The organism is Nocardiopsis sp. RV163 (assembly GCF_001029525.1).
GTDB classification, from domain to species: Bacteria; Actinomycetota; Actinomycetes; order Streptosporangiales; family Streptosporangiaceae; genus Nocardiopsis; species Nocardiopsis dassonvillei.
Genome location: NZ_LEKI01000165.1, coordinates 1 through 12463, shown reverse-complemented (window position 1 = coordinate 12463; position 12463 = coordinate 1). Strand labels below are relative to the sequence as shown.

11 protein-coding genes and 1 pseudogene are annotated in these 12463 nt (G+C 71.3%); 7 read left to right on the top strand and 5 right to left on the bottom strand.

What is annotated here, in order from left to right:
• The 6 genes from ABD54_RS22230 to ABD54_RS22205 all read left to right on the top strand — a co-directional run.
• Positions 1–1518, top strand: a 1518-nt coding sequence (locus tag ABD54_RS22230; RefSeq protein ID WP_047871473.1) for a DNA translocase FtsK, incomplete at its 5' end; no start/stop codon positions are given.
• A gap of 233 nt (positions 1519–1751) precedes the next feature.
• Positions 1752–2966, top strand: coding sequence for a helix-turn-helix domain-containing protein (locus ABD54_RS22225; protein ID WP_053063638.1), 1215 nt, complete (start codon positions 1752–1754; stop codon positions 2964–2966).
• Positions 2967–3137: 171 nt separating this feature from the next.
• Positions 3138–4580, top strand: a complete 1443-nt coding sequence (gene rimO / locus ABD54_RS22220; RefSeq protein WP_047871471.1) for a 30S ribosomal protein S12 methylthiotransferase RimO — start codon at positions 3138–3140, stop codon at positions 4578–4580.
• A complete protein-coding gene (gene pgsA, locus ABD54_RS22215; protein ID WP_047871470.1) occupies positions 4577–5173 on the top strand; it encodes a CDP-diacylglycerol--glycerol-3-phosphate 3-phosphatidyltransferase in 597 nt (198 codons plus the stop codon). Before rimO ends, pgsA begins: the two co-directional genes overlap by 4 nt.
• Positions 5170–5721 carry a CinA family protein gene (locus ABD54_RS22210; protein WP_047871469.1) on the top strand — a complete coding sequence of 184 codons (552 nt, stop codon included), beginning with the start codon at positions 5170–5172 and terminating at the stop codon, positions 5719–5721. The genes pgsA and ABD54_RS22210 overlap by 4 nt, the downstream gene beginning before the upstream one ends.
• A 159-nt stretch (positions 5722–5880) precedes the next feature.
• Positions 5881–6237 carry a helix-turn-helix domain-containing protein gene (locus tag ABD54_RS22205; RefSeq protein WP_047871468.1) on the top strand — a complete coding sequence of 119 codons (357 nt, stop codon included), beginning with the start codon at positions 5881–5883 and terminating at the stop codon, positions 6235–6237.
• 105 nt (positions 6238–6342) lie between these two features.
• On the opposite strand, the gene ABD54_RS22200 is transcribed toward ABD54_RS22205, so the two are convergent.
• The 5 genes from ABD54_RS22200 to ABD54_RS22180 all read right to left on the bottom strand — a co-directional run bounded on the left by ABD54_RS22200 (position 6343) and on the right by ABD54_RS22180 (position 11976).
• Complete coding sequence (locus ABD54_RS22200) at positions 6343–6807, bottom strand: Rrf2 family transcriptional regulator (RefSeq protein ID WP_013151707.1); 465 nt, start codon at positions 6805–6807, stop codon at positions 6343–6345.
• Between the two features lie 237 nt (positions 6808–7044).
• Positions 7045–8517 (bottom strand): glycoside hydrolase family 3 protein, encoded by a 1473-nt coding sequence (locus tag ABD54_RS22195; RefSeq protein WP_047871467.1) that lies wholly within the window; start codon positions 8515–8517, stop codon positions 7045–7047.
• Between the two features lie 133 nt (positions 8518–8650).
• Complete coding sequence (locus ABD54_RS22190) at positions 8651–9619, bottom strand: carbohydrate ABC transporter permease (RefSeq protein ID WP_047871466.1); 969 nt, start codon at positions 9617–9619, stop codon at positions 8651–8653.
• On the bottom strand, positions 9616–10608 hold the full coding sequence (locus tag ABD54_RS22185; protein WP_047871465.1) for a carbohydrate ABC transporter permease: 993 nt from the start codon (positions 10606–10608) through the stop codon (positions 9616–9618). The genes ABD54_RS22190 and ABD54_RS22185 overlap by 4 nt, the downstream gene beginning before the upstream one ends.
• A gap of 90 nt (positions 10609–10698) precedes the next feature.
• The gene (locus ABD54_RS22180; RefSeq protein WP_047871464.1) at positions 10699–11976 is read right to left on the bottom strand and encodes an extracellular solute-binding protein; all 1278 of its coding nucleotides are present in this window, start codon (positions 11974–11976) and stop codon (positions 10699–10701) included.
• A 274-nt stretch (positions 11977–12250) separates the two neighbouring features.
• On the opposite strand from ABD54_RS22180, the pseudogene ABD54_RS22175 reads away from it, so the two are divergent.
• Positions 12251–12448, top strand: a pseudogene (locus ABD54_RS22175) (MarR family transcriptional regulator); the annotation flags it as partial.
• Between the last annotated feature and the right edge of the window lie 15 nt (positions 12449–12463).

Genomic DNA, 12463 nt, shown 5'->3' with positions numbered 1-12463 from the left:
ACCCCGGCCCCCGCCGCCACCGAGCAGCTCACCATCCCCTCCCGCGTGGTGGAGGGCGACTACGAGCTGCCCGCGCCGACCATGCTCAAGCCCGGCAGCCCCGTCAAGCCGCGCACCAAGGCCAACGACGAGGTCGTCGAAGCCCTGTCGGGGGTGTTCACCCAGTTCAACATCGACGCCGACGTCACCGGCTTCACCCGCGGGCCGACGGTGACGCGCTACGAGATCGAACTGGGCCCCGCGGTCAAGGTCGAGAAGGTCACCGCCCTGGCCAAGAACATCTCCCTGGCCGTCAAGAGCGCCGACGTGCGCATCCAGTCGCCGATCCCCGGCAAGTCCGCCATCGGCGTGGAGATCCCCAACACCGACAAGGACCTGGTGAGCCTGGGCGACGTGCTTCGTTCGCCCGCGGCGACCTCCGACGACCACCCCATGCTGGTGGGCCTGGGCAAGGACGTCGAGGGCTCCAACGTGGTCGCGAACCTGGCCAAGATGCCGCACGTCCTGGTGGCCGGCGCCACCGGCGCGGGCAAGTCCACCTGCATCAACGGGCTCATCACCTCGCTGATGATGCGCGCCACCCCCGACGAGGTGCGGATGATCCTGGTCGACCCCAAGCGGGTCGAGCTGACCATGTACGAGGGCATCCCGCACCTGATCACCCCCATCATCACCAACCCCAAGCGGGCCGCGGAGGCCCTCCAGTGGGTGGTGGGGGAGATGGACCGGCGCTATGACGACCTGGCCGCCTCCGGGTACCGGCACGTGGACGACTTCAACGCCGCCGTGCGCACGGGGGAGCTGACCGCCCCGCCCGGCAGCGAGCGCCAGTACGAGCCCTACCCCTACCTGCTGGTCATCGTGGACGAGCTGGCCGACCTGATGATGGTCGCGCCCCGCGACGTGGAGGACGCCGTCGTGCGCATCACACAGCTCGCCCGCGCCGCCGGGATCCACCTCGTGCTGGCCACCCAGCGGCCCAGCGTCGACGTCGTCACCGGCCTGATCAAGGCCAACGTGCCCTCCCGCCTGGCCTTCGCCACCTCCAGCCTCTCCGACAGCCGCGTCATCCTCGACCAGCCCGGCGCCGAGAAGCTGGTCGGCAAGGGCGACTCGCTCTTCCTCCCCATGGGCGCGGGCAAGCCCATCCGCCTCCAGAACGCCTGGGTGGGGGAGAAGGAGATCCGGGCGATCGTCGACCACTGCAAGAAGCAGTCCGAGCCCAGCTACCGCGAGGACGTGGCCGTCCCCGACACCAAGAAGAAGGAGATCGACGAGGAGATCGGCGACGACCTGGACCTGCTGCTGCAGGCCGTCGAGCTGGTGGTCACCACCCAGTTCGGGTCCACGTCCATGCTCCAGCGCAAGCTGCGCGTGGGCTTCGCCAAGGCGGGCCGCCTCATGGACCTCATGGAGAGCCGCGACGTGGTCGGACCCAGTGAGGGATCCAAGGCCCGCGACGTGCTCGTCCAGCCCGACGACCTGCCCGCCGTGCTGGCCGGCATCCGGGGCTCCTGACCCGCGCCGCCGCCCCCGCGCTGCGGCGCGCGGGCGCCGACCGGCACCCGGGAAGTCGGGCTTCAGGCCCCGTGTCGCGGCCTTTCCCGAAACTCCACTGGAATCCCTTAAAAACAGGCATGCCCGATTTGGCGGGATCTTGGAGGCTTCATGGGGCGTGGTGACCTGCGCGAAAACGCCCCGGACGGCAGAGTGGTCTCTTGCAGCTACACACAGTCGCGGGGGGAGTGCGCATGGCGACGATCGGTCAGACCCTGTCCGCCGCCCGGGTCGCGGCGGGGTACACGGTCGCGGACCTCAGCATCCGTACACGCATCCGGGAACCCGTCCTCAGGGCCATCGAGCAGGAGGACTTCTTCTCCTGCGGCGGGGACTTCTACGCACGCGGCCACATCCGCGGCATCTGCCGCACGCTCGGCCTGGACCCGGCACCGCTTCTGGCCGAGTACGACCGCGAGCACGCGTCCCGCGCCGTACCCGCCTTCGTCGCCCCGCAGCGTCATCCGGCGTCCGTGCCCGAGGCGGCCCGCGTGGCCGCCGCGGCGCGCGCCGAGACCCGTCCCGGGGAGGACGGGGAGGCGGTGATGGCCCACCGCTTCGGAGAGGACGACTCCGGAGTCGGAGCCCAGCGCTGGGGCCACTTCGAACGCAGGCAGTTCCTGACGCGCCAGCCCGACGAGGAGCCCCGGGAGCGCCGTGGTCCCCGCAGGTCGCGGCTGGCCGGGTGGATCCCCGGCCCCCGCGAGACCTCGGAGGGGCGCCGCCCCCGTGCCCGGGCGCCCGAGGACGGAGTGCCCGAGGGCGGAGCGCCCGAGGACGGGGGCGCCGACGTCGGCACCGCGCGGACCGGACCCGTGCGGGGCGGGCACGCCGACGGCAGGTACCGGAGCAGCGGGTCCCGGGCCCGCGGGCCCCAGTGGGGCGGGGCCCGGGGCGGCAGGCACGGCCGGGGAGGCCCCGTCACCCGTCCCGTGGTCATCGCCGCGAGGCCCCGGCCCCTCGACGCCGTCCGCCGCCACTGGCCCTGGGCCGTGGTCGGGGCCATCTTCCTACTGGCGCTCTTCGTCGGGGTCCGCACCTGGCAGGACTGGGACGCGGGCAACCCGCTGCGCTCTGCCTTCGACTCCTCCGTCACCGAGAGGACCGTCGACTCCGCCATGGGGGCGGAGGAGGCCGCGGCGGAGCGGGGGCCCGTCGAGTTCACCGTCGAACTCGGCGCCTCCGGGCGCAGCTGGGTCGAGGTCACCGGGGCCGAAGGAGAGGACCTCTACGTCGGCTACCTGCTGGAGGGCGACGTCAAGGAGTACGTGACCGAGGACATGCTCAACCTGTGGGTCGGCGACGCGGGGGCGGTCAGCGTGACCGTCGACGGCGAGGGCTCCGGCCCCCTCGGTCTTCCGGGCGAGGTCAAGGAGATCGCCATAGGCCCGGACGGTGTGCGGCAGTGACCGGACCGCGCCCCGGCCCGGAGCGATCCGGGCCGGGGTACGGGCGGGTGAGCCGACCAAGGTAATGTGGGTGGCTGCGGGCGGCGCCGGACCACGCCGTGCACCGAGCACGGACGACCGGTCCGGGACGGCCCCCGCGCCACCCGAAGCTCTCCCACACGCTTGGAAGCCATGTCATCGCGCCGTACTGTCTCACTCGTCACCCTGGGGTGTGCGCGTAACGAGGTCGACTCCGAAGAGCTGGCCGGGCGCCTGTCCGCTGGCGGCTGGGACCTCGTCGAGGGCGACACCGAGGCCGACGTCACCATCGTCAACACCTGCGGGTTCATCGACGCGGCCAAACAGGACTCCATCGAGACCCTCCTGGAAGCGGCGGAGAACGGCGGCAGAGTCGTCGCCGCCGGGTGCATGGCCGAGCGCTACGGCTCCGAGCTGGCCCAGGCCCTGCCCGAGGCCCAGGTCATCGGCTTCGACGACTACGCCGCCATCACCGACCGGCTCGACGACGTCGTGGCCGGGCGGACCCTGGTCCCGCACGACCCCCGCGACCGGCGCACGCTGCTGCCGATCAGTCCGGCCGAGCGCGACGCCTCCCAGGCCCACGTCCCCGGCCACGCCAGCTTCGCCGACTCCGCCGGGGCCGAGGGCACCGAGCTGCCCTACCGCGCCTCCGTCCCGCGCCGCCGCCTGGTCGGCGGACCGGTTGCCAACCTCAAGATCGCCTCCGGCTGCGACCGGCGCTGCACCTTCTGCGCCATCCCGACATTCCGGGGCGCCTACCTCTCACGCCGCCCCGACGACATCGTGCGCGAGGCCGAGTGGCTGGCCTCCGAGGGCGTGCGCGAGGTGTTCCTGGTCAGTGAGAACTCCACCTCCTACGGCAAGGACCTGGGCGACGTGCGAGCCCTGGAGAAGCTCCTGCCCCGCCTGGCCGCCGTCGAGGGCCTGGAGCGGGTCCGGGTCAGCTACCTCCAGCCCGCCGAGGTCCGCCCCGGCCTGGTGGACGTGCTCACCGGGACCCCCGGCGTGGTGCCCTACTTCGACCTGTCCTTCCAGCACGCCAGCGGCACCCTCCTGCGCCGCATGCGCCGCTTCGGCGACCGCGAGCGCTTCCTGGAGCTGCTGGACACGGTCCGCGAGCGCGCTCCCGAGGCCGGCTCGCGCTCCAACTTCATCGTGGGCTTCCCCGGCGAGACCGAGGCCGAGTTCGAGGACCTGGTCTCCTTCCTGTCCGAGGCCCGGCTGGACGCCATCGGAGTGTTCGGCTACTCCGACGAGGAGGGCACCGAGGCCTTCGGCCACGGGGGCAAGCTGCCCGAGGAGGTCGTCGCCGAGCGCGTGGACCGGCTCAACCGCCTCTCCGAGGAGCTGATGGCCCAGCGCGCCGAGGAACGGGTCGGCTCCGAGGTCACCGTCCTGGTGGAGACCGTGCTGGAGGAGGGCGCCTACGAGGGCCGCTCCGAGCACCAGGCTCCCGAGGTGGACGGCAGCACGATCCTCTACGGCGAGGGCCTGGCCGTCGGCGACCTGGTGCGCGCCACCGTCATCCAGTCGGCCGGGGCCGACCTCATCGCGGAGCAGGACGACACCCACGGGGAAGCCGCGGACAGATGAGCACCCCCGACCCTGCGGCGACCCCCGCCCCCCGCGTTCCCCTGTGGAACATCGCGAACATCCTCACGATGAGTCGTCTGGTCATGGTCCCGCTCTTCGTGTGGTTCATGTTCCTGGACGGCTCGTGGTGGCGGTTCGCCGCCTTCTCCGTCTTCGTGCTGGCCGCCATCACCGACCGGGTCGACGGCGAGATCGCCCGCCGCCGCAACCTGGTCACCGACTTCGGCAAGATCGCCGACCCCATCGCCGACAAGGCGCTCACCGGCTCCGCGCTGGTGGTGCTCTCCCTCCAGGGCGACCTGTGGTGGTGGGTGACCATCGCGATCCTGGTCCGCGAGTGGGGCATCACGGCGCTGCGCTTCGCGGTCCTGCGCTACGTGGTCATGCCGGCCAGCCAGGGCGGCAAGCTCAAGACGGTCCTCCAGATCGTCGCGATCAGCGTCTACCTCTTCCCGCTCCAGGTGCTGCCCTTCAGCGAGGTCTTCGTCTGGTTCGCGCACGTCGTGATGGCCGCCGCGCTGGCGGTCACCCTGTGGACCGGTCTGACCTACGTGTTCGACGCGGTGCGCGCCCGCAAAGGCCCCGCCGCGTGACGGAGGAGCGGGACCGGCCGGTCCCCGGTGACCCGGACCCGCGTGCCGCGGCACTGGCCGCCGCCGGGGCCGCCCACCGGGCCCTGCTCGCGGCCGACGCCACCTGCGCCACCGCCGAGTCGCTGACGGGCGGCCTCGTCGGCGCCCACCTAACCGCGATCCCGGGCGCCTCGGTCACCTACCGGGGCGGCGTCGTGGCCTACGCCACCGACGCCAAGCACAGTGTCCTGGGCGTCCCCGCGGACCTGCTTGCCCAGCACGGCGCCGTCCACCCGGAGGTCGCCGGGCACATGGCGCTCGGCGTCCGCCGCCTGCTGGGTTCCGACTACGGCGTCGCGGTCACCGGGGTGGCCGGACCCGACCCCCAGGACGGCCAGCCGGTCGGTACGGTCTTTGTGTCCGTCGCCACGCCCGACGGGGCCACGCGGGGCCGCCGTTTCCGTTTCACCGGGGACCGTGCGGGTATCCGATACCGCACGGTCGAGGGGGCGCTGCTGCTCCTGGACACCGCTGTGCGCGGGAGCACGGAAGGAAACGCCCGGGACTGAACTTTCCGGGCTGTTCTTCCTTTCCTCACCCTTGGGAACAAAACCACCCCTGGGCGGGGTTCCCCCTCCAGCGAACAGGACGGCAAGAGGTGCCCGAATCGGGCGTGGGACAGGTACGGTGGTGTATATGAAGGTCGCTACCGGTGGGAGGGAGCGCGAATGATGGTCCTGCTTCGTCACCTACTTGGTGACGTGCTCAGGCGGCTCCGGCAGCGCCAGGGCCGCACCCTCCGTGAGGTGTCGGCCGATGCACGTGTATCCCTCGGTTACCTGTCGGAGGTCGAGCGCGGGCAGAAGGAAGCCTCTTCCGAACTGCTCTCCTCGATCTGCGGGGCGCTGGGCGTCCCGCTCTCGCAGGTACTGAGAGAGGTCTCCGACCAGCTCGCCCTCGCCGAGCTCCAGGAGGCGGCGCTGCTGGGTGACGCGGTCACGAACGACCCCGTCTCCGCCCAGGACCTCGGCATCGACCCGGTACCGGATCGCGTTCCCCAAGTCGCCGACATGGTGGGGGTCTGACCCCTCCTCGGAACTGTCCGTCCATCGTCACCGTGACCACGACGAAGGAGCCGACCAGACGGTCGGCTCCTTCGGTGTTCACGGGACCTGCGCGCGGGGCGGCGGTCAGCGGTGGGTGTGGTTCACCCAGGCCTCGGGGTCCTCGGCCAGCGAGCGCACCGTCTCGGGCAGCTCGTTGGTCACCAGGTGCTGGAGGTTGACGCCCTCCAGGATCGCGCGCTCACTGGCGCGCAGCGCGATCCACACCTGCTGGAGGCTGCGGGCCGCGCCGTCGTAGTCCACGTGCTCGGGGCGTTCCCCGCGCACGTTGGCGAGCGGTCCGTCGACCGCGCGGATGATGTCGGCCAGGGAGATCTCCCCCGCCGGACGGGCCAGCCAGTAGCCGCCGACGGGGCCGCGCTGGCTGCGTACCAGACCGGCCCGGCGTAGCTGGGTGAGGATGTTCTCGAGGAATTTTCCGGGTATGGCCTGCGCGCGTGCGAGCTGTTCGGCCGTCACCGGCCCCTCGTCGGCGACGGCGAGTTCCGCCGCCGCGCGTAGCGCGTAGTCGACCCGGGCTGAAAGGCGCATGCTGTGATTATGCCGTGTGTAAGTGGGCGAATGGGGCACCGGTCCTCGACGGGAGCGCCGCCGACCGGGATGCTTCAGGCCAAGGGTACTTCTCCTACCGGGTTGCGGGGACATCGGTGACGTTCCCGCTCGCGGGGTGTCCCGCCCCAGTATGTCCGCCGCGGTGACGAGCGTCACCCGAACGCGCGGTCCCGGCCGGTCGCGGACCGGCCGGGACGCGGAGCGGAGCCGGGGCGCTCAGTTCACGCCGGGGGAGGGGGCGCTCACCGGGGCCCCCAGCAGCTCCGCCGCGCTCAGCCCGTTCACGTGCGCGGCGCCGTAGGTGCTCACGTGCGCGCCGCAGGCGGGCCGCCAGATGGGCAGCCCCATCTCCACCACCACGGCGCCGGGGTGCGCGCTGAGCAGGCGGTTGACGAGCGCCTGGGCGGACGGGTAGCGGTGCGCGTCCCGTACCACCACGACCAGGTCGCGGTCCCGGGCACTGGCGGCCAGCCGGTCGGCGTGCGCGACGTCGGGGGAGACCCGCTCTGTGCCCGGGAACCAGGGGGACAGGCCCCAGGGGACCTCGCCCACCGCCATGCCGGAGGGGGCGTCCACCTCCACCACGTAGGGGTCCGCCAGCGGCGGCAGGTCCCCTTCCACACGCACCGCCCGGCGGGCGCCGACCAGGCCCACCCCCTCGGCAGCGGGCACGTCCGGGACCCGGGTCCGGGCCGTGCGGACCCAGCTCCGCAGCTCGGCGTTGCGTCCGGCGGCCTGCTCCAGACGCTCCCCGGACAGGCGTCCCTGCCGGACCGCGTCCACCAGCGCGGCGCGGATCAGCTCGACCTGGTCGGCGTAGACGAACCGGCCCAGGCACAGCAGGTCCACCCCGGCGGCCACCGCGCGCACGCAGGCCTCGGGGATGCCGATCCGTCCGCTGACGCCCTGCATGTCCATGGCGTCGCTGACCACGGTGCCGGTGAAGCCCAACTCGCCGCGGAGCAGGTCGTTGAGGATGCGCGGAGTGAGAGTGGCGGGGCCCTCGCCGCCCAGACCCGGCATCTCGATGTGCGCGGTCAGGATCGACCGGACGCCCGCCTCCACGGCCGCGCGGAACGGCAGCAGCTCGCGGCGGCGCAGCAGGTCGGCGTCGGCCTCCACACGCGGCAGCACGTGGTGGGAGTCCTGGGAGGTGGCGCCGTGACCGGGGAAGTGCTTGGCGCACGCGGCCACTCCCGCCTCCTGGAGGCCGAGCACGGCGGCCGCCGCGTGTCGGGCGACCAGTTCGGGGTCGGAGCCGAAGGAGCGGGTGCCGATCACCGGGTTGTCGTCGGCGACGTTGACGTCCACCGAAGGCGCCAGGTCCAGGTTGAAGCCCAGCTCGGCCAGGCGCCCGCCCAGGGAGCGCAGGGTGGCGCGGGTCAGGCCGGGGTCGTCCACCGCGCCCAGGGCCGCGTTGCCGGGGTAGTCGCTGCCCTGCGCCTGGCCGATGCGGGTGACGTCGCCGCCCTCCTCGTCCAGGGAGATCAGCGGGGTGTCGGTGACCCCGGCCAAGGTCGCGTTGAGCGCGGTCACCTGCTCGGGGCCGTCCAGGTTGTTGTGGAACAGACAGACGCCGGAGATCCCGTCCGCCAGACCCTCCAGGACCCAGCGCGGGGCTTGGTAGGACTCGAAGGGCACCAGTAGCGTGGCGTTGGCCAGACGCGCCAGGGTCGGGTCGTACGGCATGACGAACTCCGTTCGGTGAGCGAAGGGGTGCCCGTGGTCGGGCAGACGAAGGGCGGGGAAACGGGGGGAGTGCGCGCCCGGAGCGGGGCCCGCGGTGTCCGTCGCGGGACCCGCCCCGGCGGGAGGGACGCGGTCAGCCCTTGACCGCGCCCATGGTCAGGCCGGAGACCATGCGCCGCTGGACGAACAGGAAGAAGATCATCACGGGGATGGTCAGCAGGGTGGAGGCGGCCATGATCGGCCCCCACTCGGTGCCGAACCGGCCGAAGTAGTAGGACAGCGTCAGCGGCAGCGTGTAGTTGTCGGTACTGCGGCCCAGGAACGTCAGCGCGACGATGAACTCGTTCCACGCGGTGATGAAGGCGAAGATGCTCGCCGCGACCAGGCCCGGCGCGACCAGGGGCATCAGGATGCGCCAGAAGACGGTCCAGGCGCTGGCGCCGTCGATGGCCGCCGCCTCCTCCAGCTCCTTGGGCACCGCGGCCACGAAGCCCCGCAGCATCATGATGGTGATCGGCAGTGACACGGCCGTGTACACGATGAGCAGGCCGGACAGGTTGCCGAGAAGCTCCACGCCGCTGACGTCGGACAGTTGGCGGAAGTTGATGAAGATGGAGATGATCATCGCCTCCATCGGCACCATCTGGATCACCAGCAGCAGGATGATGAACGCGGTGCGCAGCCGGAAGCGGAACCGGGCCACGGCCACGGCGGCCAGCAGCGACAGGAACGCTCCCATGGCCACGGAGGCCACGGTGAGGAACAGGCTGTTGCCCAGGAACTGCCAGAAGTTCACCCCGGGGATCAGCTGGCCGTTGAGCACACGGTCGAAGTGCTCCAGGGTCGGCGCCGTCGGGAAGATCGTCTGGTCGCGGGTGAAGATCTCGCCCACCGGCTTGAAGGCCGTGATGACCATCCAGTACACGGGGAACACCGAGAACAGGAACACCGCGAGTCCGGCAAGGTACAGCGGCAGGCGCCGCAGCCGGCGCAGCGGGCCGCGGCGGTAGACGCGCCGGGAGCCGCTCGGGCCGCCCCTCCGGGGGCCTCCGGTGGCGCGCTCGCGGACGGCGGATGCGGAGGTCTGGTCGATCGCGGTCATCGGGTCTCCCCCTGGCGGATCATGATGCGCAGGTAGTACGCGGTGACGGCGAGGATCATCACGGTCATGACCACCGCGATAGCCGAACCCATGCCGTAGTTGGCCGGGCTGGCGCTGAAGCCCTGCTGGTAGATGTAGTACGAGAGCAGGTAGACGTCCTTGTTCTGGAAGCTGTTCGCCAGGATGTAGAGCTGGGTGAACACGCGCAGGTCCCAGATGATCTGGAGGACCAGCAGCAGGGCGAACAGCGGGCGCAGCATCGGGAACGTGACGTTCCAGAAGGCCTTCCAGCCGCCCGCGCCGTCCATCCTCGCGGCCTCGTACAGCTCGTAGGGGATGCTCTTGAGCCCGGCGAGCACGGAGACGGCCACGAAGGGGAAGGACTGCCAGACGATCACGGTGATGAGGATCGAGAACAGCGGGAGCGGTTCGAGGAACCAGTTGTACTGCAGCCATCCGCCGCCCACCAGCCAGTCCGGCATCCGGTCCAGGATGACGTTGACCAGGCCCCGCTCGGGCAGGAACAGCCAGCGGAAGACCAGGGAGGCGCTCAGCGCTGGGGTGGCCCAGGCGAGCATCATGCCCAGGGCCACGAACCCCGAGAACCACTTGGGGAGCTTGTTCAGCAGCAGCCCCACGAGAGTGCCCAGCACCATCGTGATGCCGACCATCAGCACGCAGACCACGACCGTGTTGCGCAGGATCCCCCAGAACTCGGGGTCGGTCAGCAGCGTCTGGTAGTGGGCGAAGCCGTTCCAGGCCGGGCCGGGCTGGTTGGGCAGGAGGTTGCGGGTGGTGAAGCTGGTGAGCGAGTACCACACCATCTGCACGATCGGCCACAGCAGCACGACCGCGAGGAGGATCAGAGCCGGTGCGATGAGCAGGTACGGGGTGGGGAGCGCGCGGCGGCGAGGCGCGGGCTCGGAGGCGGGGGCCTTCGCGGCCTCCTCCCGCTCGCGCGCGGGCGCTGGTTCGACGGTTTGTGCCATGGTCTTCTCAATCGAGGCGTGGGCCGACCGCGGCGGGCGGGGCCGTTGGACCCCGCCCGCGCGCAGCTCTACTCAGTCAGGCGGAGGGGGCTACTCGACCGGCTCGTTGAGGATCGAGGTCAGCTCCTCGTTGGCCGCCGTCAGGACCTCCTCGGCGTCGCCTCCCTGCACGATCTCCAGGACGGCGCCCGGCAGGATCTTGTTGTCCTGGTCCGCCGCGGTCCAGCGCGGGGTGGTCGGGAAGAACCTGATGTTCTGCATCTGCTCGGCGGCAGCGGCGGTGGCGGGGTCCTGCTGGTACTCCTCGCTCTCCAGCAGGTGCGGGTAGGCCGGGAAGAAGCCCGCGACGTCGGCGTAGCCCTTGCCGCCCTCCTCGTCGCCGAGGACGGTGAGCAGCTCGAAGGCCAGGTCCGGGTGCTCGGTGGTGGTGAACACCGTCAGGGCGGAACCGCCGGCGAGGGCCGGGGCCATGCCCTCGGCGCCGGGGATGGGCGCGGCGACGATGTGCTCCATGACCGCGGGGTCCGCGGCCTGCTCCTCCATGGAGCCGACCGCCCAGCCGCCGTCGATGTACATGCCCAGCTCGCTGTTGGCCATGTCGGCCAGTGCGATGAGCTCGTTCTGGCCGACGTAGTCCTGCGGCGAGATGCCGTCGGTGGTCAGGCTGGCGTAGAACTCGACGGCCTCGACGGTGGCGGGGTCGGTGAGCTTGCCCTCCCACTCCTCGCCGTTCTGCTCCGCGATCGAGCCGCCGTTGCTCCAGATGAAGCTGGCGATGCCGTTGGTGAAGTCGGTCGGCGCGGCGAAGCCGGGGACGTCGTACTCCTCCTCGATGGCCCCGGCCACCTCGACCAACTCGTCCCAGGTCGTCGGCGGCTCGTGGCCGACCTCCTCCAGCCAGTCCGCGCGGTAGTACAGGGTGCGCACGCCCGAGAACCACGGAACGCCGTACTGCACGCCCTCGTAGACACCGGACTCCAGGGCGTTCTCGTCGATGCCGGCGGCGGCGTCCCAGCCGCTCACCTGCTCGGTGATGTCCATGAGGGCGCCCTGCGCGGCCCAGTTCGGGACCTGGTCGTTGCCGACCTCCAGCACGTCGGGGGCGTCGCCGCCGGCGAGGGCGTTGGTGATGGCCTCCTGCGCGTCGGGCCAGGGGATGAACTCGACCTCGACGGCCACGTCCGGGTTGCTCTCCTGGAAGCGCGCCTCGACGTCCTCGAAGTACTCGACGAGGGGCTCCTGGGAGGTGCCCATGACCCAGACGGTCAGGCTGTCGGCCTCGCCGCCCCCGTCACCGGAGTCGGAGCCGCCGCACGCTGAGGCGAGCAGGACCACGGCCGTGGCCGCGGCGATCTTGGGGAACCTCATCTGTATCTCTTCTCCCTTCGCACGACGCGCCGGGGTGCGACGCCTGTGCTCGAACCGGCCTGGGATGATCGTGGGAATCACCCCGCGGTTCGACGTCTTGTGGGGGTTGTGCTGGGATAGCACGTTGGCCGCCCCGCCGGAGCGGGTACCGGGAGGGCCCAGCGAGTATCGGAAGGGCCCGAAGCGGGCCTTACGAGGACGTGACCTCCTGTGAGGTTGTGAGCTAAATTAACAGGAAACTTTCCTAATAAAAACAGGGTGAGGTGTCACGGTTATGTCTCAACGTCCGGGGACTCCCCGGCTGCTACGCCAGCTCAACGACCGCGCGGCACTGGAACTGCTCCTGTCCGCGGGGCCCTTGACCAGGACGCAGCTGGGAACGCGTACCGGCCTTTCCAAGGTGACCGCCTCCCAGTTGCTCGCGCGGCTGGAGGAACGGGACCTGGTGCGCGTCGTGGGCAGCCGGGGGGGCCCCGGACGTTGAGAC